Below are 24,841 nucleotides of genomic sequence, written 5' to 3' on the forward strand. Positions count from 1 at the left end.
GGCTATTTTTGATATTGATCCCAATGTGCTTGAAGCGTGCTCTTCATGCCAGTATCAACCGGCAACTGCCATACCAATTTACACCAATCGTGGTTTCCTTCAATTAGCCCGGGTCCTGATTCTGTAACAACAATATCCCAACCAATAGAACGATTGGTTTTATCAAATAAGGCTGCTTCTTTAGCCAAAGCCAAGCATTCCTTCCATAATGGAACCTGAAAACCAACAATTTCAACACCGCTAACCGGGTGGACAGTTTCAGGCTCCTTGCTAATATCACTATATACTCCCGGTCCAATAATTTTACCGGTCTTTTCATCAATAGGAGCCGCAATATTACCCGCGGCCAGGTTATCTACATTGGAATAGACAGAGAGCCTTTGGCGACAACCTAAAATTTCGACCTCATCCTTATCATTCAATTGGGTGAAAATTCGAACCGTGTTCACTGCTTTTGGAGCTAAACGGGTCAATTCAGAATGTTGGATAATAAACTCCTCCACCATATCATACTTATCCTCCTTCAACTGAGAAATAACCTTTTCTCTGGTAAGTCCATCGGTATTTAAAATTTTCACCTGTGCTCCACACTTCCCATCAGAGGCCTTGATTACAATCTTTCCAGAGACCGCATTTTTAAGCTTCTCGAAAATCTGAGGATCCTCATAAAACTCTTTGTCGGAATACACTTCATGTACAAAGAACTTGCGATAACGCTGAAAAAAGAGCCGCTTATCATCCAAAATATCCCGAGAAGACATGGGGTTCATTACGCGTTGAAACTCGTACATATAGCCAGTTCCGGCCCATTTTTCCTTTTCTTCTTTCGTTTTCCGATAGAAGTGAAATTGAAAATATTCCAGAAGTGAAATATTATAAAGCATTGAGTTCCACATCGATTTCCAAACCAAAACTGGACCTGGAATCTTAGTCTCCTTACTGGTATACTTAATGAAGTGCCGATATTTTTCCCAGTCTAACTGTTTAAAATAATAGCCCAGGTAAATGACTCTCATTACCGCTTTTTTCATGGCCTAGCTCTCAATTTTTTTTAACCTGTTTAACAAACCACCTTCTCGTTTTCCATATCCATCCAAAGCAAAACCGGCTTTTTCAGCTACTCGGATTGATGCAGTATTATCTGTATTGGTAACATACCAAGCCATTCCGGATTTGTCAGTTCTGCGAGTCCAGGCCTCTTGCAAAAGCAAAATTGCCAATCTCTTGCCTCGAAACTCCGATTTGGTCATTACATAAGTGAACTGGATGTCATTCTTCTTCATGAAAGGATATTTAAAATGCGCCGGAACAACTAATAGGGATGCTGCAGAAATTCCGGTTTTCACATCCAAGAGCTCGATATAAGCAAAGGACCTATTCTTAAATATACCCGTAAAATGAAAAACTGTGTAGAGGTAATATTTGAGGGGCTTTCCTTTGGGCTTCCAGTTAAATATACCAGGTCGCCAGTATCTTAAAGCGAAATCAGATGGAACTTCCTCTTTTTTAAGGTCCACTTTTTCTGCTTTAAAAAGTACAATCCTTGCCACCTTTATGAATTTGCCATTATCCTACACAAATCACCCGTACCCATAAATTCTACTTCCGGGTACTTTTGAACCACTAGCTTTAAAAGACTATTTAAATCGGCCAAACTCTGGCTCCGATTCGACTCTTCAATATGTCCACAGAAATTCACCCTATGAGAACTTATTATGGCAGGCTTTCGCATTCTGAAAGCAGCTTCCACTTGCTTTAAAGCAATGGCCACCGCTTTTGAGTTTGCATTAGGTTCAAATACCACATTGCGAACTAAAACAGTTTGCCCCTGAGGATTTTTCTTGCCTATTACATTTCGATCCTTACTGTATACTCCATCCCCCTGATGTTGAACATGCACTCTCCCTTGGTCTACAAATTCGATCCCCTCCTTCTTTAATGCTTCCAATACCATTGGATGAGCCTTGGAAGTAGGCGCCATAAAATGAATGGGACGATAACCATAAACCGCTTCAAAGCGATTTACGCCATCTACAGCAATCTCCTTGAGTTTCGGAAGCTGATCTTTATCCGAAAAATCAAAAGTGGCAGTATAGGAGATCGAAGGGTATTCTTTATCATTTTGGAAGGAATAGCTGCGTCTAGCAATGACCTTATGCACAGCGGGATTTGCCTTTGCCAATTCCGATTTTAAAAAGAATTGATTGAAATGCTCCCTTCCGTGATACTGTGGTTGAAGAAAACCTTCAGCTATCCCTTGTTTCCAGCTATCCCAGGCGCCATCATAAGAAGTAGGCATGAGATTAGCCAGTTTAGAATAAGTTGTTGGCAGATCTTCAATTTCAAGCTCCTCAAAATTACTTTCGATAAGCCTTTCGAAATTCATATTAGCACAAACCGCAAATGGTGTAAATACGGCGGCCTTACCATGTTTATCTTTAACACTGTTTAAGACTTCATAAAGTGCCTCCAAATCTTGTTTGGACTCCAAGCTGTCGTATAAGTCAAAACGCGATTTTGTTTGCATCCCATCGGCAAGCAACGCGTCGCGATCCGCTTTGGAGTTCAATCTAACATTGCCATAGTCATCCACAGCGAAAACCAGAATTTTTCGAGAGCTGGTCCACCCGCCGATATTCTTAATATGATTACTGATTAAGGCTTTCATCTTAATTGGATTCTTGGCAATAGGCTGCTACAAACTTATCCGCATTAGCCCGTTTAAAGTCAGAACTGGCTGCTACCGCATTCTCACTCATTCGTTTCATTTCTTCCGGCTTTTTGGCTACTTCCACTATCCAATCTGCAGCGGCCTGTAAATCTGATTTCTTGAAGCATTTTCCATGCTCATACTTATCCGCATATAAAGCTAGTTGAGAATCCTCCGAAGCGATATACAAGGAAGGTATACCGTAGGACATCAAATTATACGATTTACTGGGTACACTACCTTTACTAGTAGATTCATCAAGAATCACCACACCCATATCGGCTGCTCCTAATGAATAAGGAAACATCTCATCCGATTGAAAAGGTAAAAACTGGCAATTGGGCAATTGGCGTTCATTAACCACGCGCTCCAATACTGCCTTGCGAGGACCTCTTCCAATAATCTGAACTAGGATATTGGTTTCGTTTTGTAAAAGCTCAGCAATATCAACCAAAGCCTCCACATTATGAGTCAATCCTATGTTACCAGAATACTGAATGATAAATTTACCCTGGAGATTGTGCTCCTGGATAAAAGGGTTTTCAGACTTAGAGACTTTCTTGTTATCCTGAAATATGGACCAAATTGGCTGAACCAAGACTTTGGAGGGACTTACATACTGATAGAGCAGTTCAGCCATTTTTTCGCTGATCGTAAAAATCCGGTAGGCCTTTTTAAAGGATCTACGGTTTAACCACGCCCAAATTCGGTATACAGGATGACTTTCCTGCATTCCGGTAATTTTGAAGATATCAGGATATACATCCCAAATTACCATGCTAAAACGATGAGGCAGGAAAATGTTCAAGAGGTAACCCATAGGGGGTACCGACACAAAATAGACTTCGTGTTTGCGGTACTTAGTCATTAAAAGCCACCACATCTTAAACATGGCCAAGAGGTAAGACTTCATTTTTTTTGAAGCCGGGCTCTCATACCAACGATTAATGGATTGAATTTTTATCTGACTATCGAGCTCCTCGCCTTGAACGTGGACACTGCCTGTCATTAAAACTACCTCATCAAACTCCTTTTTAAAGGCATTGGCAAAGCCAATAGTCAGGTAATTTGAAGCTTGATTGAGTATAACTAACTTTCGGTTAGTAGGCATAGGTCCTTTATTCTTCTTGTTTTAAGACTTCATGACCTGCCTTTAATAAATCAATGTCTTTCTTCATCAATTTAATATCGCTTTCCATCATATCCTCAACCAGTCCCTGGAGATCATATTCTGGAACCCAGCCCAATTTATTCTTAGCTTTTGAGGGATCACCAATTAATAAATCTACCTCAGTGGGTCTGAAATATGAAGGATCTACAGAAAGTACTTCTTTACCAACTTCTAATTGGTAAGCCGGGTTGCTGCATGCCAAAACAAAAGCCTTTTCATCTACTCCAGTACCCTCAAAACGCAAGCTAATACCTACTTGTGCAAAGGCCATTTTCACAAAATCGCGCACAGTGGTGGTAATTCCGGTTGCAATCACCCAATCTTCCGCTTTATCAGCCTGAAGGATCATCCACATCATGCGAACATAATCCTTGGCATGACCCCAATCGCGCTTGGCATCAAGATTACCTAAGTAAACCTTCTCTTGAAGACCTAAGGCAATTTTTGCCACCGCTCTGGTAATTTTACGAGTTACAAAGGTCTCGCCCCTTCTAGGGGATTCGTGGTTAAACAAGATACCGTTGCAGGCATACATATTGTAAGCTTCACGATAGTTCTTGGTAATCCAAAATCCATAAATTTTTGCTACGCCATAAGGAGAACGAGGATAGAACGGAGAGTTTTCATCGTAAAAACCATTTTCATTCTTATTCTCGGGCATTCCGCCATATAATTCTGAAGTAGAAGCCTGATAAATTTTAGTCTTCTCGGTTAAACCCAGCAGTCTAACCGCTTCTAAAATTCGTAGGGTTCCAAGGCCATCAACATTACCTACATATTCAGGAGAGTCGAAAGAAACCTTAACATGAGACATAGCCCCAAGATTGTAGATTTCATCGGGCTGTACCTCTTGAATAATTCGAGTCAAGTTCATGGAGTCCGTTAAATCTCCGTAGTGAAGTTTAAGTCTCTGTTTTGGATCATGAGGATCTTGGTATAGATGATCAATTCTATCCGTATTGAATAGGGATGATCTTCTCTTGATTCCATGAACCATGTACCCTTTCTCTAATAATAACTCAGCAAGATAGGAACCATCCTGTCCGGTGATTCCGGTGATTAAAGCTGTCTTCATGATTAGGTAAGTTTAACTTCCTTAATTTGATTGATATTTTGTTGAAACCATTGGTAGGTATCACGAATGCCTTCTTCTAGGCCAATTTCAGGGGCCCATCCCATTGCTCTTAAAAGGGAGCTATCCATCCACTTACGAGGTGTACCATCTGGCTTAGTGGTATCCCATTGAATTTCGCCCTGATGGCCTACTACCTTCTGAATATTTTCGGCCAATTCTTTAATGGACAAATCACTTCCACTGCCCACATTATAGAGGTTATGCTCTAAACGATTGCGCACAGCAAAACCTACTGCCTTGGCTAGATCGTCAACATGCAGGAACTCACGCATTGGAGAACCGCTGCCCCACAAGCCTACTGGAGCATGGCCATTTTCTTTGGCCTCATGAAACTTGCGGATCATAGCCGGAAGTACATGCGAAGTTTGCAAATCGAAATTATCGAAAGGCCCGTACAAATTGGTGGGCATTAGGCTTACGTAATCATAACCAAACTGCTTGCGGATAGACTCTGTCACTTTTACGCCACTAATTTTTGCTATTGCATACCATTCATTGGTGGGTTCCAAAGATCCGGTTAAGAGATGCTCTTCCTTTAAGGGTTGAGGAGCCAATTTTGGATAAATGCAAGAACTGCCTAGAAATACAAACTTTTGAATATTGTTAGCAATGGAAGCACTGATCAGATTATTCTGAATCTGCATATTCTCCATTAAAAACTGATAGGGATAATCGTTATTTGCCAGGATACCTCCTACTCTAGCAGCGGCATCAATGATAACATCCGGCTTTTCACTTGCAATAAAATCAGCTACAGCAGCCTGATTGCGTAAATCCAGTTCTTTGCTGCTTTTGCCGATGAGTTCTGTTTCTTGATCGCTATTTTCAAAATGTCGCCAAATTGCTGATCCAACCATTCCGCGATGTCCGGCAATGTAAATCTTCATAAATCAGGGGTCTATAAATTATGCTTGCGCCTTCGCCATTGAGGCACAAAGCTCGATATATTTTTTAGCCCGTTCCTGCGGACTGTCAAACTTTTTTAATTCTTCATGGCCTTGGGCTATCAAGGTCGCCTCTAATTCTTTATCATCTAACAATCTTTCGATTTGATCAGCAGCTGCTTCGGCATCTTTTGCTTTGAAATAGAGCGCTGCATCTCCACAAATACTGCGGGCAAAGCCTAAATCTGTTGTGATAATGGGTTTGTCCATAATCATAGCTTCTGGGTATGAGGCCGAAAAACACTCTGCGAGGGTAGGCAGAAACATGGCATCACACTCACGGTACAGAGATGGACATTCTTTAGGAGGAACCGGGCCAACTGTAGTGATATGTGCTTGTCCTTTAAAAACCCGCTCTAATTCCTCTGGCTTTATGGTTAAAACAAATTCAAAGTTTTTTCGACCTCTTTGTTCCAAAACTTTAGCCACATCGCCAATTAGCTCCAGGTTTTTGTGCTGGTAAAAAGCGGATATGGTTACGAAACGGTAAAGCGACTCAGCCTTCGGTGCTAATTTATTGGCGAAGGTCTCTGGTTGATTATAGTAAGTACTTGCAGTATTAGTAACTGTATAAACCTTATCAAATCCCAGTTCTTTGCGTACTCTCTGATTTACATCATCGGTTTGAGTAACAAAGGCGGAAGCATCACGCTTGAAGAAATAATAATGAAGCTTCTTTTTGAAGGCAAATTTCAGCTTTCGCATCCCGGTGTATGTCTGCACATAGGGCGACTCCGGATAAAGATAGAGCGGTAGGTTAAAGCCGATAATTTGAGGTGCCTTGGAATGAAAATAAGTTGGTCCGGTAGTGGAAATAACTACATCAGGCTTATACTTAATTTCCATGGCTTTCATTGCCTTATGAATAGCAAAGGACTTGCGAAAGTTTATGGCACCGAAATCAAATTTTTCAAAATGGAAATTTTCAGGAAACTCTTCCACGTTCACTAATTTTTGCAAGCCCGGACCGAGCATCACAAAATATTCATGTTCAGGAAAGGCACGACATTCATTGATAAAAGACAGCGCTACTTGCACAGCTCCGCCAAATCGCTGATGTGCAGTATTAATCATCAATTTCATGAGGCAAGCATAAAATTAAGGTAGTTCATGCAGATTTCGGTCTCCTCAAAGCGCTTCATATGTTCCCGAGCCGCTGCTCCAAGTTCTTCACGCTTATTAAATTCCGCAACCAACAGTTTTAGTTTATTTATATAATCTTCATGATTTCCCTCATCAATCAAATAGCCGCTAACCTCATTCTCAATTAGATCTGCTGGTCCGGCTTCGCAATCAAAGCTTATCACTGGACATCCAGCACTCATAGCTTCTCCAAGTGCGTTGGGAAAACCCTCCGATGTAGAAGTGAAGGCGAAAATTCCAGCCTTTTGATAATAAGGTACAATAGGATTTACATTACCTAAGAACTCTATTTGCTCCTTCTTGGGACTTTGAGCTGCTTTGGCTTTAACCTTATCCCAGAGCGGACCTTCACCTAAAAATCGCAAGATCCAATCTTGATCTTCAATTTGTTCGAAATATTGAATCAGCCAATCTTGATGCTTAGAGCCTATAAATCGCCCTGCATTTAAAATAACCTTTTCGCGCATTTCAGTTCCTTCTGGAATCTGTGGCACGGGGTTAGGAATTACTTTAATGTTCTTGTGTCCAGTTGCTCGTGCCATCAGGGTTTTAGCTCTTTCAGTTTGAGCCACGATTCCGGCAGCACGACGGTAAATTATTGGATTTACTTTATCAAGAAATTTTCCATAGCTAATAGAGGGTCTACTGCGATCGGAAACAAATATTTTCTGCCCCTTACCAAGAGCACTTAACAACACAAAGGCATTGTATTTCCCTCCGAAAGAAAGAGCGGCACTGGCATTTAACTTCTTCCATAAGGAACGCAGCCACAGAAAATTGCGAATGGTAAACTTGAGTCTGCCTAAATCTTCAATTTTAAAATCCGGTTCGTAGACCTTTATACGGGGATCAAGCTCATAAAACCTCGGCCCCTGGGTTAAGACAATCAAATTGATTTGTGCCACCTGATCCGCCAGATTATTCGCTAATAAGGAGATCACTCGTTCCGCTCCCCCGGAGCTTAATGAGGCAATAACCAGACTAAGTGATTTCCCTTTTTTATCCGTATTCATAAATTCAGACATTCCGAATTACTACATTCTAGAATTCAAGCAATACCATTTAGGATTGCAAGAGCTCATCCGCTGATTTAAACAATACATTAGGATACTCTTTCCGAATCGCAGCTAGGAGTTTAGCTAATTGTGTCAAGTTCCTTTCTCGATTGGACTCATCCAAAGTACCCACGAAATTGAGTCGGTGACTACTAATAAAAGCCGGCTTCCCTCTCGAAATTTGCTGTTTAATTCTAGCCAACGCTGCGCCAACATTATCATAGTTTGAGGCCATTAAAGAAGGTTCGAAAAAAGCCATGCGAACTTGATACTTATCGGTATAAATCAAGTGCCTTTTTCTTTTGTAGACATCACTACCGCCGTTTGGTACTTTATGCATAATGATGCTTTGCATGGATTTTACTCCTTCCTTCCTTAACATTCTCTCCATTGCCGGAGACCATGTATAAGATGGTGCGATTGCCGTTAGTGATTTAAATCCGAAAAACTGAGTGAAAGCCTGATAACCTTCCTTAATGCTTTTTAAGAGGTAAGCTTCCTGTTCTGCATTGTCAAAATCCCACGCAGCTTGAAAATTGTTCTTTCGAAGCTTTAACTCTGCGAAATCCACGCCGAATACTCTGGCATCAAAGGCCCTTCGTACTCCTTCGTGTCCTTCTTGTAATTTCTGAAGCCAATATGGAACATTAACATGTTCACGACCATGATATTGAGGCTGAAAAACTTGTTCCTTTATTCCATTCGCCCAAAGTTGAAGAGCGTCTGATGTACCGTATTCTTCGAAAGTCTCGCGGAGGCCTTTAAAATGGTATTCCTTAAAATCCGATGCTTCGATTTTTTCAAAGTCCGGATTAGCCATAATCACATTGGCAGTAAGAATCGCTGGCCTGCCAATTGAGTCCCTATTAGCCGCCAATGTTTCAAACAAATGCTCCAAATCATTTTTGGAAGCGAGTGTATCATACAAGGCATAAGGGCTGTCTGCGGAAATTCCATTTCGACCATGCAGTGCATTTCGCACCTCATTTGATGGCATTCGGATCGAGCCCCAATCATCCGAATGAAACACCACCACCGGAGTTTTTGAACCAAATTTGATCTGAAGTGGAAGTAATTTTCGCACTTTATTGACCACCGACATTTCTTAAGTTCTTAGGTTTTATTAATCATTTCACTTAAGGTACCATCCTTTGGTATCAATAGCTCATATATCGGATTGGAAAATAACCAGTAAGTATCCAACATCCCTAGAAATGACTTAATCTGAATCCCCAAGAAGATAGCGATCAAAGGCAGGAGAGCAAGCTTCCATACTCTATAGCTATGTACCAAATTTACCTGCAAGAGGATGAAGGATAGTAAAAAGATTCCTAGATGATCAAATCTAAAGGATAATGCAAATCTGAAGGTGAGCACAATTACCGATACAAAAGCGATGGCTATTACCAAAGGTAACCTTTGCTTAAGATCATGAACTTTGCTAAGCGAACGTAAAGCAATCCAGGTTAGGACCAATAATATTCCCTTTTTAAGATAAACAGCATACCACACACGATTGGTAAGTCGCTCACGTAAATTCACTCCAATCTCACCGGTATAATCATAAATTCTATCATTAAATGCCGAGTGCCCTAAATCCAAAGACCCCAAAATAGAATCAAAGCTTTGGCCCAAAGCCAAACAACTAAGTAAAATTATATAGGCGAAACGATTTTGTTTTTGAATTAACTTGATAAAGATGGGTACCGCCAAAAAGAGAAATAAGGAGAAGTGAGTTAATCCGGCCAAGACGATAAACAACCACATATCTCGCATTTTCCCGCTCTTGATATATCGATAAGCCCCATAAACCAATAATAAGGAGCCGGTATAGAACCTGAATTGGTTGATATACATCATGGGTTGAATGCTAAAAACTAATAGCAACAATAAAACATAGGTCCACCAAACATCGTAAGACACCTTTGGCAACACAAATTTTGCTAGATTGTAGTAGAGCAAGGCATTTATAAAGATAAATACCAGTATCATAAATTGATGATTGCCGCCAAGCTCGGTCACAAAGAGGTAGACCAGGTTTTCCAATATATCCACATCCTTGCCGCTCAAAAGACCCATAATCACCGTTGATAATGAGCCATCAAATCGATCCAATCTTAAAAAATAGGTGTTGAAATCCGCTGTTTCTGAAAAACTGTAAAAAGAGGCCCCAAGTTGAACAGCCAAAACCAAAAAGCCCAATTTGCTGGGCATTTTCAATCTTACCATGAAATTATAGAAACCAATAAATGGCGCTATAATGTATAGTAGCACTTCCAGAAGTCCTTGCTTTTTGCTGTCCTTATTCATTCAGAAATTACTATCAGGCCTTCACTAATTTCAGGCGATATGCTATCATTATCAGAGGATACAAAATTAAGGTAGCCACTTTATATAAAAGGGGCTTTATTCCCGCCACTACTTTATTATAATTACTATTAAGGATAATACTATGTAGAATATAACTAAGCAAAATGCGCATTCTGAACTTAATTGAAAAACGGGCTTCTTTGAAGAAGTCATTAATCCATACTTTCTGTTGCTCCACTACCGCTTGTGCTACCTGTGTTCTGGACCGCTTGGTAAGTGCATTGGCATTTTCATTTACAAAATAGGTGCGAGTTACCTTGCTGCTAAATAAAAGATCATACTTCTTAGCAATCCGTCCCCAAACCAATCCTTCTGGGTAATAACGCAATTGATCTGTGTAAAATGGGTAGTCTTTTAGAATATCAGTTTTGTAGCATGGGAACCATTCTACTTGCCAAACGTACTTCTCAAAAACCTCGAAGAAATTGGCAATTTCATAATCTGCCGGGGCATTTTTCCCCACGAGCTTCCCGCTTTGCGTCATGCACTTAGTCCAAACTCCAGCAACTTTATCATTGTCGATGATTCTCTCACATTCCTCCCAAATCAATTGCAATCCTTTTTCATCGTAAAAGCGATCGTCATGACCTAAAGGAATAAAAAACTTTCCATGAGCGTGCTTTAGAGCAATATTGAAGTTTTCACTTATAAACTTATTGCTTTCGTTTTTGATGATTGTAACCTTCAAATTAGCCTTTTGCTGAAATCCATTTAGGATTTCGAGGGTGTTATCTGTAGAACAATCCTCTACTAAAAGCCATTCAAAATCTTGAAATTCCTGCTCACTTAAACTATCGTATACCCTTTGAATAAAGCGCTCCGAATTATAGCAAGGGGTAAAAATCGTAAAGTAGGGTCTATCTTTCATAAGCTTCGATCCATTTGCGATCCATGATGTAATCTCGTACCCATAATCTCAACTTAAATATCCCTTCACTGAGTTGTTTTCGCGCTATGCAAAGGAAACGATTTAGGATTTGCAGGCCATCCAGCTTTTGATTATCAATTATTCGATTAGACGATAGAGTCTTATACAATCTGTACCAGTCTTTTAAGTCTGAATTACGCAGGCTTTCTAAATCCTCCTGGCTAAAAGGAGTGCCTTCTGGAAGAAGCTTTGTACTGGACCGTGCTGTATCGCTGCCATGGAAATTCACAGAATTCTTATTGAGCCAATAACTGCGTCGATCTTCTCTGTACTCCAATCCGGTGTATTCACACAACGCTTTTAATACCGAATCATCCTGTAACAATTCGTATAATGAGAGCACGAAGAATGTACCCTGGTAAATCTGGAAATAATCGCTGTAGTAATTCTTTACCAGCTTCTTATAGTTACTCACTCCTCGTTTTTGCAGGGAGCGCACCATATCTTTTGGATGTTTGTAAATAAGAACACTCTTGAAGCTTACCTGAGGATTGGCTGCTTCCATTCTCGAATACCACAGAGGATCCTTAGAGCTATCAATAAAGACATCGTACTCCTTAAAATATTGAAAAAGGTTGTCGTAAAAATTCTCTAGCCCCCCATCGTAAATTTTTTGCCAGCGATCATCGGAAGCAATTAAGTTTTTTCGGTCAAAGAGATGTTGCTTGCGATTGGGCTGAAAAAAAGCTTTGATTTCACCCAAGGCCAAAACATTGGCTTGATTCCCCAGAACCAGATTCAACAGAGTGGTACCGCTTCTAATGCAACCGCCGATATTTATAACTACTTTCTCCATTTCGATAAAAGTGAATCGATTATCATTCTGGTTAAGATGCGATCATTGGCCATCAATAAATAATTCAGGGGAAACCATAGTACTACTACCAAGACGATGGTAAGTAGGAAATTCAGCCAATCCATTAAATCCAACCAATTTTTTAAATAGTAGATGGAAATGCTCATCGCAATCGCCAATAGCACTTTGATGGTCAAGTTAAAGAGAACCTGAAATGAATTAAACTTCAAATGCCTTAATGCCAGAATAAGCCAAACTACTGCCCCTAGAACAGACACAATACCATAACCAAAGGAAAAAGTAATTAGATCGAAATTAACCAGACTTATAAAGGTTAGAATGATTAGTGCGGAATAGCTGAGATTTAAATTAAAATCAAATTTCGAGTGGCCCTGAGAGTTCAAAAAATTATGAGTGACTTGCAAGAGCAATTTTGCAAAGCCCACCATAGTGAGGGCACTTAAAATAGGAGCGGTCCCTTTCCATTTTTCCTCATCTGCGATTATAGCGATGATTTCTGAGGAACCTGCCGCAATCACCATGAAAAAGGGAACTACCACTAATAAAATTAAATTTATCAAAAGCAGGTAATTCTTTTCAACCCTTCCTTTTTCCTTTTTAATTCTGGCAAAAGAGGAAAGTATCACACTTGAGAGAGTAAATCCAATTTTTTGAGAGGGTATTACAGCTAAGGCAAAGCCTCGGCTATAGATTCCTAAGCTCACTGGCCCCATAATGGACCCTATGATTAAATTATCGAAGCTATTTACCCAATATATCGAAGTTTTAGATCCTAATAATGGTAGGCCAAAACTCAAATGTTCTTTCAGCAACTGGGATGAAAAGAAAGCCTTTAACCTCAATTTCGCAGCAATAAAATTACCTAAGGCATAGATCATTGATTCTAAAACCTTTTGGATAACCAAGCTGTAGAGGCCAAAGCCTTTGTAGGCCAGAATAAAGGCTACAGGATACGAAATTACTATCGCGGCAAGAGTCACATAAAAAGATTTGTGATACTCCATATCCCGCAAGATCAAGTTACCTGGTATGGTCCCAATCGATATAAAAATTATCGGTATCGATAGCCATTTCGAAATGGTCGAAACCTCGGCTTCACCATAGAAGTCGGCCAAAAAAGGACCAGAGAAAAAAAGTATTGCGGCTAGGATGATACCAAAGGAGAGACTAGCAAAAAAGACCGTGCTATGATCTCTAGCATCAATCTCATCTTTATGAATTAAGGAAATCCCTAATCCAGATTTAGTTAATACACCAAAAAAATTAGATACCACGGTCACCATGGCCACGAGGCCAAAATCTTCAGGATCCAGCAGATTCATCAAAACAATGGCCAAGCCAAAAGATGAAACCTGCATTAGAGCTTGGGAGAGGCCATTCCATTTTACCCCTCCAATTGCCTGGCTTCTTAAGTCGCCTTTAGTACTCACAAGTATTGTAAAAATCTAGTCAGTAAGAATCTACCCGTTTACCAAAGCATGGGTACTTCTCCAAGAATCGGTAGAAATGCCCAAGTCTTGAGTCTTTTGGATCTCCTCAGCCATTATATCTTTTAGAAAGACAGCTTGATCGAGCTGCACTTCCACTACCTTTTTCAAGGGATGATTAATTTGAGGTGACACCGGAAGGCCTTTGAGCTTATCTCTTAATCTGGAAGCCCGGTATTTAGCCACTTGTAACCTGCTTCTTGTTTTGGGATTGTAACCCTTTTTAGTAGCATTAGAAATTATTTGCTTAACCGCTTCTTGCTCCAAGCCTAAAAAATCGAAAATCTTCCTAACAACTGTGGAATAATCATGCTTTAGATCTTGATAGTCAATGATTAAAACATTAGCACGGTCTACAATAGAGAATAAGTTCTGAAGATGGAAACTGTAATTACCATGGTAAACATAGTTCTTATAATTTCCCCAATATTGAACTCGGTAATCGTAGCTGTTCTTGAGATCTGATTCGATTTCAGCTTTAAATTCTTTTTCCACAAAGCCCAAGCTGCACATCCACAAGTAATGCGAGATTAATCGATCCAAGGGATCTCTTAGTATATAAATGAACTTAGCTTCAGGTGTATCCTGGATTATTCGTTCAATAGCCTTAAAATTGACAGAATAACTAGTGCTTGAATCCAGGAGATACTTCTCTCCATTTGCTTGGGAATAGAGATTAGGATAGGAAAATTTAAAATTAGGATTAAAGCGATCTTTATATTTCCTGTCGACGGTATAGGTTTGAATCTCCTTAAATGAATCTCCGTAAATTTCGGAATGTTGACTGATCATTTTGTGCAAAGCACTCGACCCACATTTGGGGAAACCGGCTATGAACAGATTCGGTTTATTCATGATTTGGAGCTTTCTATCACTCGACAAACTTCATCGATCATTTTTACTTCCATCCCAAGCCAAAGAGGGAGACTGATCACTTCCTGCGAGAGTTTTTCGGCAATTTTTAGATAACCTGCTTTAAAGCCAAGTTCACTATAAGCTTTTTGCAAATGTGGAGGAACCGGATAATGGATCTGAGTTCCTATACCTTTGTCTGCCAACTCTTTTCTTAAAGCATCGCGATTTGAAGCTTTAACCACATATAAGTGATTAACCGAAGTTGATCCTGGAGCGCATTCAAACAATTCCACTCTTTTCACGTCTTTAAGTCGCTTTTGATATTCAGCTGCCAAAAAGCTTCGTTCTTCGTTCCAAGAATTCAAATGGTTTAATGCTATATTCAGATAGGCTGCCTCGAACTCGTCAATGCGATTGTTATAGCCCTTTACTTCATTGTAGTAGCGTTCCGAAGAACCATAATTCCGTAAGCTCTTAACAGCCTGCGCTAAACTTTCACTATTTGTGGTAATGGCGCCAGCTTCTCCCAGTGCACCCAAATTCTTTGTTGGATAAAAACTGGTAGCATTAATATCCCCAAATGATCCGGTTATCCTGCCATTATGAAGCGCTCCTTGAGATTGTGCATTATCCTCTACAACATACAATCCATGTTCTTTGGCAATGGCCATAATGGCGTCCATTTCACAAGCCTGACCATACAAATGGACTGGCATAATGGCTTTTGTTTTTGAGGTGATGGCTGCTTTAATCAATTCTGGATTGAGATTCGCAGTTTCGTAACGAGGCTCCACAAAAACGGGAGTTGCACCTGTAAATGATATTGATAAAACTGAAGCGATATAGGTATTGGAAGGCACAATAACCTCATCCCCCTTCCCAATACCCAATGCAAGTAAACTTAAATGTAAAGCATCTAATCCACTACTTACACCAATGGCGTGTTGAACTTGATTGAATCGAGCGAAATTCTGTTCGAATTCGCTGGTGTTATTGCCTAAAACATACCATTTGCTATCGAAGAATTTCTCGAAAGCTTTGATACTTTCTTCTCGAACATCTTGATTTCTTTTATCGAAAGAAAAAAATGGAATTTCCATACTTATAGCTTATTCAAAACATTATCGATTACCTTAAACTCCTGCCCTTCTTTGGAACGCCATATAGGGCCTTCCACTTGTACTAATTTCTCACCGGATTCGTCAAGCCAGCCCATAACTTTCGCTGGGTTCCCGTAAACAATAGCAAAGGCAGGCACATCCTTCACTACATTAGAGCCCATTCCTATCATTGCATAGGCACCAATTTTGGTACCTGCTAAAATGTTTGATCCCGCACCAATCGAACAGCCCTCTTCCAAGATGGTCGGTACGAAAGTCACCCGTCTTTTAGATCGAGGCATTAAATCATTGGTAAATACTACCGAGGGACCAATAAATACGTCATTCCCTACACGCAATCCATCCCATAGGTAAACCCCGCTTTTTACGGTTACTCTATCTCCGAGAATCACATCATTTTCAATAAAGGTATGGCAGTTCACATTGCAATCCTCGCCAATTACAGCTTGTTCAAGGATCACGGAAAACTGCCAAATAGTAGTACCTTTTCCTATGTTTTTAGACTGACAGTCTGCAAGAGGATGTATCAACTTCTAAATGCTTTAAATTCATCATAATCTCGTATATAATCTCCTTCCGAGTAACCATGAGAGGCTAATACAAGACAAATCGAACCTGATGAAAAGTTTATTTCTGAAGCCCAAATTCCGGGCGGTATGTGCAATCCAAGATCGGGTCGATTTAACATGATTACTCTTTGAATATTTCCATCATCCAATAAAACCTCGAAAGCCCCACTGGCTGCAATTAGAAATTGATGGCATTCTTTGTGAGCATGAGCTCCGCGCGATTCCCCGCCGGGGATATCGTATAAGTAAAATACTCTTTTAACATCAAAGGGAATCTCAGTGCTGTTATTAATCGCACTGATGTGCCCATTTCTATCACCCACTTTGGGTAAATGGATTAACTCACAATCGTATACAGAATTGAAAATCATATTAAGCTTTTTTAAATTCTTCTTTCGATCGGATGTAATCCTCCTCATTGAATTTGCTACTACTCAAATGAAGTCCTAAAGAATTAGTGCTGAAATTCTCCATGTGACGCCATGAATTAGGAGGTAAATAAAGTCCGTAATAGCTTCGATTGAGATGAAACTTTGTGATTTCTCCCGAACTATTCTCAACGATCACATCAAATGCTCCTGAAAGAGCTATTATTATTTCTTGCTGAGATTTATAGGCATGACCACCTCTTTGTCCGCCTCCTGGAACATCATAAGTCCAGAAAACTCTTTCAATTTCGAATGGAAATTGATCATTGTTTTGCAAGAAGGTGAGGTTTCCCCTTGGGTCTTGAATCTTAGGGAATTTCAACAATTCGATTTTCATAATAAACTTTTTAGGTAGTCCCCATAAGAGCTTTTACCGAATCCCAGAGCAATCTCTTCAAAATGTTCCGCATTGATATAGCCCAATTTAAAGGCGATCTCTTCTAGACAGGCAATCTTCAAGCTCGTTCGTTTTTCTACTGCCTTTACAAATTCAGTAGCCTCAGCAAGTGCTTCATGAGTACCTGTATCTAACCAGGCAAAACCTCTGCTCATCTTTTGGAGTCTTAATACATCTTGAGCCAGGTACTCTTGGTTTACTGAGGTGATTTCCAGTTCCCCTCTTTTGGATGGCTTAATTAGTTTAGCGATTTCTACCACATTATTTGGGTAGTAATAAAGACCCACCACGGCAAAATTAGATTTAGGCTCATCAGGTTTTTCTTCAATATCCATCACCTTACCCTCTTCGTCGAAGCTAGCCACACCATAGCGTTCGGGATCATGGACATAATAACCGAAAATCACGGCTTCTTTATTCTCTTCAACCGACTTAACAGCAGACCTCAATAAAGATTGTAATCCGGCGCCGTAAAATATATTATCACCCAAGACAAGGCAAACATCATCATCTCCAATAAACTCCTCGCCAATTAAGAAGGCTTGAGCTAATCCATCTGGAGAAGGCTGCTCCTTATACTCCAGTTTTATTCCCAATTTGGAACCATCGCCCAATAAGCTTTTAAAACTAGGCAGATCTCTGGGAGTCGAAATAATTAAAATCTCGCGAATACCAGAGAGCATTAATACTGATAAAGGATAATAAATCATCGGTTTGTCGTAAACAGGAAGCAACTGTTTACTTAGTCCTTGTGTGAGCGGATATAATCGGGTTCCAGATCCGCCTGCGAGTATAATCCCTTTCATGTCTTAGTGAATTTTATAATACTTTTTATACCAGCTAACAAAGTTCTCAACCCCTTCTTCAATAGATGTTACGGGTGAATATCCAACATAAGAACCTAGTTCCGTGGTATCCGCGGAAGTTCTTAATACATCTCCCGGTTGCATTGGAAGATTATTTCGTTTTGCCGTTTTTCCGGTGGCCTTTTCTATGGCCTTTATAAAGTCGTCCAGGGCTACCGGTTCACCCCTTCCAATATTGTATATCCCATAAGGAATTTCAGATTCTGGCTTTTTCTTCACCAAGCTTAATATGCCATCAACGATATCGTCTACATAAGTGAAATCACGACTGAGATCACCATTGTTGTAGACATCGATTGGCTCATTTGCCAAAATTCTTTTGGTGAATTTAAACAAGGCCATATCGGGTCTGCCAAAAGGACCATAGACCGTGAAAAAGCGAAGTCCGGTAACCGGAAGTTTATGCACACAGGCATAGCTATGAGCCATAGCCTCGTTTGCTTTTTTAGTGGCAGCATACAAACTAACCTGAGTTTCCGTTTGATCTGTTTCCTTAAAAGGCACTTCCTTGTTTAGACCATAAACTGAAGAACTACTAGCGTATACCAAATGCTTAACATCATTTTTTACGCAGCTCTCCAGAATGTCGAGGAAGCCCTTAACATTGGCATCTATATAAGCATGTGGATTTTCGATAGAATAGCGAACACCTGCCTGAGCCGCCAGGTGAATAACATAGTCAAAGCACTCTTTTTCGAAAAGTTCTTCAATTAGGTAGGCATCTGCCAAATCCATTTGAGAAAATCGAATTCCCTCTACACCTTGAAGCATTCGATTGTACTGTATATTATTGGTCTCGATACCCTGTTCGCGCAAACGCGCCAATTTCAGGTCCACACTGTAATAGGTATTTAGATTATCAATACCCACCACATCGAAGCCTTTTTCAGCTAATCTGAGGGCGGTATGCATGCCGATAAAACCAGCTGAACCAGTGACTAGTACTTTTGCCTTAGTCATTGAAAAAGTTTTCTTTATACCAATTAAAAACCTCTTTTAAACCTTCTTCAAAGCGTACTTGAGGTGCATAACCCAAAAGCTCCTCTGCCTTTCCGATATTGGCCTTGCTGTGTTTTACATCCCCTGCTCTTTCAGGGCCATGGGTAACAGGAACTTTCTTGCCAGCGATTTCCTCTAGCATTGAAACCATATCGTTAAGACTAATCTGATCTCCGCAGGCACCATTATACACTTGGTTTAAGGCATCTGGATTTTCAGTGAAGAGGCCTAATTGGTTTAACAAAACAGCATTATCCACATAGGTGAAGTCACGACTGGTTTCTCCGTCACCATTAATGGTAATCGCTCCATTTTCAATAAAGGCTTTGCAGAAAATTGGAATTACTGCAGCATAAGGATTATCGGGATTCTGCTTAGGGCCGAAAATATTGAAGTACCTAAATCCAATCCAATTTAGACCGTATGTTTTACCGAATACATCAGCATATTGCTCAATGGCTGCTTTACTTACAGCATAGGGAGAAAGTGGCTTTCCTTCTTTTCCTTCTACCTTAGGTAAACCGGGGTGATCGCCATAAGTGCTGCTTGAAAAAGCTAATATTATGCGCTCTACTCCTTGTTCTTTGGCAGCATATAACATATTTACCGTACCGCCAACATTAACCTCATTGGTTCGCATTGGGTTTTCAATGCTTCTAGGTACTGAGCCCAATGCCGCTTGATGTGATATTTTATCAATGCCCTCGCATGCTTTCAAGCAAGTTTGATAATCGGTTATATCACCTTTGATAAACTCAAATTTGGGGTGCTCGGTAAATTCTTGAATATTCTCAAAATATCCATTGCTCAGGTCATCAAGGACCCGAACCAAAGCTACGCGATCGTCATTGAGAAAGTGCTTTACCAGATTGGAACCAATAAAGCCAGCACCACCGGTAATTAATAAATTGATCTTCTTATCCGGGCTCTGCATATCTTGTTTTTAAATAATTAAAGACGGGCGTTAACACTCTCTTTTGGAAGAACTCCTTTTACATCATAGATGAGGCTGTTCTTCCCAATAATACTTTTTAAATCCAATTCCAGGTATTGCTTATGGGCCACAGCTAATACGCAAGCCTCATACTCACCGGAAATTTCTGAAATCAAGTTAATACCATATTCTTCTTTCACCTCAGCAGGATCTGCCCAAGGATCGTATACATCTACCTGAATATCGTAAGTGCGTAATTCTCGATAAATGTCGATTGCACGAGTATTTCGGATATCAGGACAATCCTCCTTAAAGGTGATCCCTAGCATCAAGATTTTAGCACCCAGTACCTTAAGCTCATTTTGGATCATAAGTTTCACGACCTGAGATGCAACATACTGTCCCATACTATCATTCAAGCGGCGACCCGCTAAAATAATTTCTGGATGGTATCCCACTTCCTGTGCTTTCTGTGCTAAATAATAAGGATCTACTCCAATACAGTGACCACCAACCAGGCCTGGCTTGAAAGGCAAGAAATTCCATTTGGTTCCTGCGGCTTCTAATACCTCGTGGGTATCAATATTCATCAGGTTGAAAATCTTTGCCAGTTCGTTTACAAAGGCAATGTTGATGTCGCGCTGAGAGTTCTCAATTACCTTGGCGGCCTCTGCTACTTTTAAGCCAGATGCCTTAAAGGTACCAGCGGTAATAATCGACTTATATAAATTATCTACATAATCAGCTACCTCTGGAGTAGAGCCACTGGTTACTTTTAAGATTTTGGTAACGGTATGGTTTTTATCTCCTGGATTAATTCGCTCAGGCGAGTAACCCACAAAAAAGTCCTCATTGTATTTCAAAGCACTGTCGCGCTCCAAAATAGGCACACAGTGGTCTTCAGTTACACCTGGATAAACAGTGGATTCATAAATCACCACGTCTCCTTTGGACAAAACCTTAGCTACAGTCTCACTAGACTTGGTTAAGGGAGTTAATACCGGACGATTATGCTCATCCGTTGGAGTAGGCACAGTTACGATGTAGATATTACAATCACTAATGTCCGCAATTGAATCACTGCAAAGAAGTCCTTTTGAGGAACCATTAAACTCCTCTGAGCTTTTTAAAATAACAGATTGGAGGTCTTCGTCGCTAACTTCCAGCGTTCTATCAAAACCCTTCGTTAATTCCTCAACTCTCGACTTATTGATGTCAAAACCAACAGTTGGGAATTTTTTAGCAAACTCTACCGCCAATGGCAAACCAACGTAGCCTAATCCAATTAAGGCAATTTTTGAATCTTTCAGATCCTTCATCTTATTAGTATTTAACTCTCCCAGATCAGCAGATGGCTCTGACGATCCAGTAATTTTTCAATTTCTACTCTCGTTTTAAAATGTACGTAACGAATCTTACGCTCTATCTGTTTTTCCGCCTTTTCCAATAATGTTAGGAGGTAATCCATATTTAGCTCTGAACTCAAAACAAAAAGGTCGATGATACCACTATCCCGACCTTCTGCATAATCCCCTACTAAATAAACCGCTTCTACCTTGCCTAATCGCTCGGTAATATTATCTACAATTTTATCCAATCCTACATACTTCATCACCAAACCGTGCAGGTTATCAAACAGTGGATGTTTTGGATTAGCGCGATAAACCTTTTTATTTCCTTCCGTTTCTGAAGAAAGCATACCCGCTTCTTCAAATTTATTTAGCTCCAAACGTATGGCATTGGTGCTTTCCCCAAATTCTTGTTCTAGGCTTCTTAAATAACCTTTTGACTGAGCATTCAAGAAGAATTTCAGTAATAACTTAATTCGAGTTCGAGAAGAAATGAGCGTTTCGAGCATAGCTATAATACGGCTTCGCCTGGTGAGTCCCACAGAAAATGGCCTCACAATTGAAATTGAGTAGAAATTCTACTCAAGAAGCAAATATATAGAGTGCTTAGAAATTAATAGGTTCTTTAAAATTAATTTTTTGTTACCCCTAAAAAAAGGAGCGCAATGCGCTCCTTTTCAATTTCCTATAAAATGGAATTATCAATTTTCCCTGCTCTTCGAGTGAACCGCTTTTGCTCCCACCAAAGCTCCGGCTGCAGCCAAAATTGCTAAGCCTGGAATTGGGGTCGGAAAGCTACCTCCCGGAGTAGGTTCTGAGGGTTGTGCATTAAGGGCCAAAGCTCCCATCACAAAAAAGGCAATAATTACAATTCGCTTTTTCATCTCCAAAATTCTTTACTTAATCAGTTTTTGAGTAAACACGGGGGCTTTCTTAGACTCCACCTTAAGGATATACACTCCAGCACTTAAGGCTGTGGTCAGGACTTCTTGCTCCTGAACTTCATCAAAATGACCTTGCCACACTAATTGACCGGCCTGATTAAACAGATACATATCTACCTGAGGAAGAGTTTGACCGCAAACTACTTTGAAACCATTCTCGGTATTGTAAGCGTAGTTGTTGTTTAGCGCCTGCTCCTTTACACTTACTCCGGTTTGATTGATGTGAATCACAAATCGATCCGCCAGGTTCCCAGGAACATGCATAAACTGATAGCTGCTGGTTTTTAAATCAACTCGAGTGCCGGTTAATTTATCCTCCAACTCCACTAACCAAGAAGCTGGTAAGCGTAAATCATTGATGCTGATAGTATAGGACTGCTCTAATCCTGATTTAAAGGATAGATCTACTGATTTGCTGCTAAAAGATTCATTCAACTTATTAGCAAAGAATTGATCTCCATTCGCAGAAGTGGTATACAAGCTGGGGTATAAAGTAGTGTTCATACGCTTTACAGCATCCAGACCATTATCCCATCCATCAGTGTACTGGCTACTGAAAGCCAAAAGGGTTTCATCACTAATACCATCAGCAGAAGCCACCTTCAATTTCAGCACTTGAGCAGTGCTATTGGTTTTATTTTGCGATGGACTTTCAGTTAGAATGCGATCGGCATTATCTAAAGCCAGATTGATACTTCCACTTCCGGTGTTCTGCACAAAAAAGGCTTGCATTGGCGCGATATACTGAGAACCGGAGTTTAGAGGACTGTCGGTATTGGCATCGTAACCAATCCACTGACTACCATTATAGATATAGTAGGTAGAAGTTAAATCTGTACTATTAGCATCATGGTAAGTATTCCAATCTATTGCTGATGGATAAGGATTGGGAACCAAATTCCAACCGCTATTACTATTGTCCAAGGCGATATTGATCGCACCATCATTTAAGGCCGTACCACTGGCTGTTAAGGTAATGGGTAAGGTCCCGAAATAAGTACCATCTCCTAAATAAAGTCCAAAACCATTATCAGTAGTTGAGAAAGAGGTATTAGGAACTGCAGTCCAAGTTCCTTCTCCACTGTTTGCAGTGCTAGGATCGTAATAATAAATATTCACCTGATTGCTAGTACCTCCAGCACTGGTTATAATACTACCATCACTCACAGACCAACCGGATACAGTTCCGCTGGAAATTGGGGATGCAGCGTAAAACCATCTACCGCTACCCGTAAAGGTGCGTTCAACATTAATAGTGTTGCCCCCAGAAACAGCTCCGATAATTTGGCCATAATTCCCACTATTGTCTGATTCCAATGTGGTTGTTCCACTTACCGTCAAGGTATTGCTATTGGTATTAAGGGTTGCTGAAGCATTAACAGTAAGATCATTATTAGCAGTTACATTTTGGGCCATACCCACTGTAGCTGAGGTATTGCTTACAACCACATAATCAAAAGTGACAGGATCACTAGTGCCCCCCACACTTTGTGCTGCAGTACCATCAAAAAACACTGCACGACTATTATTAGTTAAAGTTCCTCCATTGAGATTGAAATCGCCTCCAACATATAAGTCACCTCCAGCGGTGCTGGATAAGCTCAAGGTACCGGAACTGCCAATGGTTACATCACCAGCAACATCAATCACATCCGAAGAAGCACCATAATCAATAGTACCATCATTCACAATCATGTCATTCGCAATGGTCCAAGCACCTGATGCCGCTCTAGTAATAGATCGACCGGTACTATTCATGGTAAAGTCATAAACTGAAATCGAACCAAAGCCAGTAGCATCAGAGCTACCTACAAAGCAATAAGACTCTTGAGAAAATGGCGTGGTTGAAGATCCATCAGCGGTATTGCTTACATTATAATAGCGAACATAGTCGGCACTAACCCCAGATGGATTGTTTGCAGGAATGCGAGCGAAGGTTCCACCGCCACCACCGGAGTAGGACATAAAACCAACGAAGTTAAAGGCAGAAGGACGACCTGATCCGGTGATAGCCGACCATGGAATGGCAAATTCAGCCACATCATTGGCATCGCTAAAGTTTTTGGTCAATGTACCGGTTGTTGAGGCTCCCCAGCTTCCTGCACCATCATCCGTTTTGTAATCATCATAGCTATCCTTGATGAAAGCGAAAAAGTCGGCTCGGAATGGAAAATTAGGAGTTACCCCATCATAGCCCGTTCCGCTGGCAGTACCATTGGAATTAGAGCCTGAATTAATAGGACTCAAATTATCCACATCAATGTAAATCACAATAGCATCGCCGAAATTGGTATGCCCGGATACACCGATGTATAAATTGCTATCATCCCAGGTAAGGTTCCACACCCGCGAATCGACAGTTACACTATGTGAACTACCATATTCGCTTGCTCCGATTGTTCCATCGATAGTTGGTGTGGTAAATTGCCCGAATGAGGGGGAAACACCAAATAATAATGAGGCCAAGAGACCCAATGTAAATTTGGCCTTAAAGTACTTATGCACCATTCTAAGACATTTAATTATTAGTAGAAAAACAAATCAATCATCCGACTAATTTGCAGGCATTAACATTTTGATTCCACCAAAAATATTAAAAGGGATGAAAGAATTAAAGAA

General features: G+C 40.4%; 25 protein-coding genes. All 25 read right to left on the reverse strand.

Annotated features, from left to right (window positions below; genetic code table 11):
* Nucleotides 1-2: 2 nt before the first annotated feature.
* Nucleotides 3-1,031: a sugar-transfer associated ATP-grasp domain-containing protein gene (locus H4K34_RS02570; RefSeq protein ID WP_210759272.1), complete on the reverse strand. Its 1,029-nt coding sequence runs from the start codon at nucleotides 1,029-1,031 to the stop codon at nucleotides 3-5.
* Nucleotides 1,032-1,034: 3 nt separating this feature from the next.
* Nucleotides 1,035-1,550 (reverse strand): GNAT family N-acetyltransferase, encoded by a 516-nt coding sequence (locus tag H4K34_RS02575; protein WP_210759273.1) that lies wholly within the window; start codon nucleotides 1,548-1,550, stop codon nucleotides 1,035-1,037.
* Nucleotides 1,551-1,552: 2 nt separating this feature from the next.
* The gene (locus tag H4K34_RS02580; RefSeq protein ID WP_210759274.1) at nucleotides 1,553-2,668 is read right to left on the reverse strand and encodes a hypothetical protein; all 1,116 of its coding nucleotides are present in this window, start codon (nucleotides 2,666-2,668) and stop codon (nucleotides 1,553-1,555) included.
* Nucleotide 2,669: 1 nt separating this feature from the next.
* The gene (locus tag H4K34_RS02585) at nucleotides 2,670-3,821 is read right to left on the reverse strand and encodes a glycosyltransferase family 4 protein (RefSeq protein WP_210759275.1); all 1,152 of its coding nucleotides are present in this window, start codon (nucleotides 3,819-3,821) and stop codon (nucleotides 2,670-2,672) included.
* 7 nt (nucleotides 3,822-3,828) lie between these two features.
* Nucleotides 3,829-4,956, reverse strand: coding sequence for a GDP-mannose 4,6-dehydratase (gene gmd, locus H4K34_RS02590; protein ID WP_210759276.1), 1,128 nt, complete (start codon nucleotides 4,954-4,956; stop codon nucleotides 3,829-3,831).
* A gap of 2 nt (nucleotides 4,957-4,958) precedes the next feature.
* Nucleotides 4,959-5,903 (reverse strand): GDP-L-fucose synthase family protein, encoded by a 945-nt coding sequence (locus H4K34_RS02595; RefSeq protein WP_210759277.1) that lies wholly within the window; start codon nucleotides 5,901-5,903, stop codon nucleotides 4,959-4,961.
* An 18-nt stretch (nucleotides 5,904-5,921) separates the two neighbouring features.
* A complete protein-coding gene (locus H4K34_RS02600; RefSeq protein ID WP_210759278.1) occupies nucleotides 5,922-7,043 on the reverse strand; it encodes a glycosyltransferase family 4 protein in 1,122 nt (373 codons plus the stop codon).
* Entirely contained in the window at nucleotides 7,040-8,116 is a 1,077-nt protein-coding gene (locus H4K34_RS02605) for a glycosyltransferase (protein WP_210759279.1), read from the reverse strand. Before H4K34_RS02605 ends, H4K34_RS02600 begins: the two co-directional genes overlap by 4 nt.
* A gap of 49 nt (nucleotides 8,117-8,165) precedes the next feature.
* The gene (locus H4K34_RS02610) at nucleotides 8,166-9,260 is read right to left on the reverse strand and encodes a hypothetical protein (RefSeq protein ID WP_210759280.1); all 1,095 of its coding nucleotides are present in this window, start codon (nucleotides 9,258-9,260) and stop codon (nucleotides 8,166-8,168) included.
* Between the two features lie 11 nt (nucleotides 9,261-9,271).
* Nucleotides 9,272-10,468 carry an EpsG family protein gene (locus H4K34_RS02615; RefSeq protein WP_210759281.1) on the reverse strand — a complete coding sequence of 399 codons (1,197 nt, stop codon included), beginning with the start codon at nucleotides 10,466-10,468 and terminating at the stop codon, nucleotides 9,272-9,274.
* Nucleotides 10,469-10,481: 13 nt separating this feature from the next.
* A complete protein-coding gene (locus H4K34_RS02620) occupies nucleotides 10,482-11,396 on the reverse strand; it encodes a glycosyltransferase family 2 protein (RefSeq protein ID WP_210759282.1) in 915 nt (304 codons plus the stop codon).
* Nucleotides 11,386-12,252: a hypothetical protein gene (locus H4K34_RS02625; protein ID WP_210759283.1), complete on the reverse strand. Its 867-nt coding sequence runs from the start codon at nucleotides 12,250-12,252 to the stop codon at nucleotides 11,386-11,388. Before H4K34_RS02625 ends, H4K34_RS02620 begins: the two co-directional genes overlap by 11 nt.
* The gene (locus H4K34_RS02630) at nucleotides 12,240-13,703 is read right to left on the reverse strand and encodes a lipopolysaccharide biosynthesis protein (protein ID WP_210759284.1); all 1,464 of its coding nucleotides are present in this window, start codon (nucleotides 13,701-13,703) and stop codon (nucleotides 12,240-12,242) included. Before H4K34_RS02630 ends, H4K34_RS02625 begins: the two co-directional genes overlap by 13 nt.
* A gap of 30 nt (nucleotides 13,704-13,733) precedes the next feature.
* Nucleotides 13,734-14,615 carry a sulfotransferase family protein gene (locus tag H4K34_RS02635; RefSeq protein WP_210759285.1) on the reverse strand — a complete coding sequence of 294 codons (882 nt, stop codon included), beginning with the start codon at nucleotides 14,613-14,615 and terminating at the stop codon, nucleotides 13,734-13,736.
* Nucleotides 14,612-15,715, reverse strand: a complete 1,104-nt coding sequence (locus H4K34_RS02640) for a DegT/DnrJ/EryC1/StrS family aminotransferase (protein ID WP_210759286.1) — start codon at nucleotides 15,713-15,715, stop codon at nucleotides 14,612-14,614. The genes H4K34_RS02635 and H4K34_RS02640 overlap by 4 nt, the downstream gene beginning before the upstream one ends.
* 2 nt (nucleotides 15,716-15,717) lie before the next feature.
* On the reverse strand, nucleotides 15,718-16,266 hold the full coding sequence (locus H4K34_RS02645; RefSeq protein WP_210759287.1) for an acyltransferase: 549 nt from the start codon (nucleotides 16,264-16,266) through the stop codon (nucleotides 15,718-15,720).
* On the reverse strand, nucleotides 16,263-16,676 hold the full coding sequence (locus tag H4K34_RS02650; RefSeq protein ID WP_210759288.1) for a sugar 3,4-ketoisomerase: 414 nt from the start codon (nucleotides 16,674-16,676) through the stop codon (nucleotides 16,263-16,265). The genes H4K34_RS02645 and H4K34_RS02650 overlap by 4 nt, the downstream gene beginning before the upstream one ends.
* Before the next feature lies 1 nt (nucleotide 16,677).
* Nucleotides 16,678-17,070, reverse strand: a complete 393-nt coding sequence (locus tag H4K34_RS02655) for a sugar 3,4-ketoisomerase (RefSeq protein WP_210759289.1) — start codon at nucleotides 17,068-17,070, stop codon at nucleotides 16,678-16,680.
* Nucleotides 17,067-17,936, reverse strand: a complete 870-nt coding sequence (rfbA, locus tag H4K34_RS02660) for a glucose-1-phosphate thymidylyltransferase RfbA (RefSeq protein ID WP_210759290.1) — start codon at nucleotides 17,934-17,936, stop codon at nucleotides 17,067-17,069. Before rfbA ends, H4K34_RS02655 begins: the two co-directional genes overlap by 4 nt.
* A gap of 3 nt (nucleotides 17,937-17,939) precedes the next feature.
* Nucleotides 17,940-18,956: an NAD-dependent epimerase/dehydratase family protein gene (locus H4K34_RS02665; RefSeq protein ID WP_210759291.1), complete on the reverse strand. Its 1,017-nt coding sequence runs from the start codon at nucleotides 18,954-18,956 to the stop codon at nucleotides 17,940-17,942.
* Nucleotides 18,949-19,929 (reverse strand): SDR family oxidoreductase, encoded by a 981-nt coding sequence (locus tag H4K34_RS02670; protein ID WP_210759292.1) that lies wholly within the window; start codon nucleotides 19,927-19,929, stop codon nucleotides 18,949-18,951. The genes H4K34_RS02665 and H4K34_RS02670 overlap by 8 nt, the downstream gene beginning before the upstream one ends.
* A 17-nt stretch (nucleotides 19,930-19,946) precedes the next feature.
* Nucleotides 19,947-21,248: a nucleotide sugar dehydrogenase gene (locus H4K34_RS02675; protein ID WP_210759293.1), complete on the reverse strand. Its 1,302-nt coding sequence runs from the start codon at nucleotides 21,246-21,248 to the stop codon at nucleotides 19,947-19,949.
* Nucleotides 21,249-21,259: 11 nt separating this feature from the next.
* Nucleotides 21,260-21,787, reverse strand: a complete 528-nt coding sequence (locus tag H4K34_RS02680; protein WP_210759294.1) for a helix-turn-helix domain-containing protein — start codon at nucleotides 21,785-21,787, stop codon at nucleotides 21,260-21,262.
* Between the two features lie 192 nt (nucleotides 21,788-21,979).
* Nucleotides 21,980-22,162 (reverse strand): hypothetical protein, encoded by a 183-nt coding sequence (locus tag H4K34_RS02685; RefSeq protein ID WP_210759295.1) that lies wholly within the window; start codon nucleotides 22,160-22,162, stop codon nucleotides 21,980-21,982.
* A 12-nt stretch (nucleotides 22,163-22,174) separates the two neighbouring features.
* Nucleotides 22,175-24,688: a T9SS type A sorting domain-containing protein gene (locus H4K34_RS02690; RefSeq protein WP_210759296.1), complete on the reverse strand. Its 2,514-nt coding sequence runs from the start codon at nucleotides 24,686-24,688 to the stop codon at nucleotides 22,175-22,177.
* Nucleotides 24,689-24,841: the final 153 nt, after the last annotated feature.

The organism is Croceimicrobium hydrocarbonivorans, assembly GCF_014524565.1.
In the GTDB taxonomy this organism is placed as follows: Bacteria; Bacteroidota; Bacteroidia; order Flavobacteriales; family Schleiferiaceae; genus Croceimicrobium; species Croceimicrobium hydrocarbonivorans.

Excerpts from the sequence above, each read along its gene's own strand:
- H4K34_RS02570 (WP_210759272.1), bottom strand. The coding sequence starts at position 1,031 with ATGAAAAAAGCGGTAATGAGAGTCATTTACCTGGGCTATTATTTTAAA.
- H4K34_RS02580 (WP_210759274.1), bottom strand. The coding sequence starts at position 2,668 with ATGAAAGCCTTAATCAGTAATCATATTAAGAATATCGGCGGGTGGACC.
- H4K34_RS02585 (WP_210759275.1), bottom strand. The coding sequence starts at position 3,821 with ATGCCTACTAACCGAAAGTTAGTTATACTCAATCAAGCTTCAAATTAC.
- gmd (WP_210759276.1), bottom strand. The coding sequence starts at position 4,956 with ATGAAGACAGCTTTAATCACCGGAATCACCGGACAGGATGGTTCCTAT.
- H4K34_RS02595 (WP_210759277.1), bottom strand. The coding sequence starts at position 5,903 with ATGAAGATTTACATTGCCGGACATCGCGGAATGGTTGGATCAGCAATT.
- H4K34_RS02600 (WP_210759278.1), bottom strand. The coding sequence starts at position 7,043 with ATGAAATTGATGATTAATACTGCACATCAGCGATTTGGCGGAGCTGTG.
- H4K34_RS02605 (WP_210759279.1), bottom strand. The coding sequence starts at position 8,116 with ATGAATACGGATAAAAAAGGGAAATCACTTAGTCTGGTTATTGCCTCA.
- H4K34_RS02610 (WP_210759280.1), bottom strand. The coding sequence starts at position 9,260 with ATGTCGGTGGTCAATAAAGTGCGAAAATTACTTCCACTTCAGATCAAA.
- H4K34_RS02615 (WP_210759281.1), bottom strand. The coding sequence starts at position 10,468 with ATGAATAAGGACAGCAAAAAGCAAGGACTTCTGGAAGTGCTACTATAC.
- H4K34_RS02620 (WP_210759282.1), bottom strand. The coding sequence starts at position 11,396 with ATGAAAGATAGACCCTACTTTACGATTTTTACCCCTTGCTATAATTCG.
- H4K34_RS02625 (WP_210759283.1), bottom strand. The coding sequence starts at position 12,252 with ATGGAGAAAGTAGTTATAAATATCGGCGGTTGCATTAGAAGCGGTACC.
- H4K34_RS02635 (WP_210759285.1), bottom strand. The coding sequence starts at position 14,615 with ATGAATAAACCGAATCTGTTCATAGCCGGTTTCCCCAAATGTGGGTCG.
- H4K34_RS02640 (WP_210759286.1), bottom strand. The coding sequence starts at position 15,715 with ATGGAAATTCCATTTTTTTCTTTCGATAAAAGAAATCAAGATGTTCGA.
- H4K34_RS02650 (WP_210759288.1), bottom strand. The coding sequence starts at position 16,676 with ATGATTTTCAATTCTGTATACGATTGTGAGTTAATCCATTTACCCAAA.
- H4K34_RS02655 (WP_210759289.1), bottom strand. The coding sequence starts at position 17,070 with ATGAAAATCGAATTGTTGAAATTCCCTAAGATTCAAGACCCAAGGGGA.
- rfbA (WP_210759290.1), bottom strand. The coding sequence starts at position 17,936 with ATGAAAGGGATTATACTCGCAGGCGGATCTGGAACCCGATTATATCCG.
- H4K34_RS02665 (WP_210759291.1), bottom strand. The coding sequence starts at position 18,956 with ATGACTAAGGCAAAAGTACTAGTCACTGGTTCAGCTGGTTTTATCGGC.
- H4K34_RS02670 (WP_210759292.1), bottom strand. The coding sequence starts at position 19,929 with ATGCAGAGCCCGGATAAGAAGATCAATTTATTAATTACCGGTGGTGCT.
- H4K34_RS02675 (WP_210759293.1), bottom strand. The coding sequence starts at position 21,248 with ATGAAGGATCTGAAAGATTCAAAAATTGCCTTAATTGGATTAGGCTAC.
- H4K34_RS02680 (WP_210759294.1), bottom strand. The coding sequence starts at position 21,787 with ATGCTCGAAACGCTCATTTCTTCTCGAACTCGAATTAAGTTATTACTG.
- H4K34_RS02685 (WP_210759295.1), bottom strand. The coding sequence starts at position 22,162 with ATGAAAAAGCGAATTGTAATTATTGCCTTTTTTGTGATGGGAGCTTTG.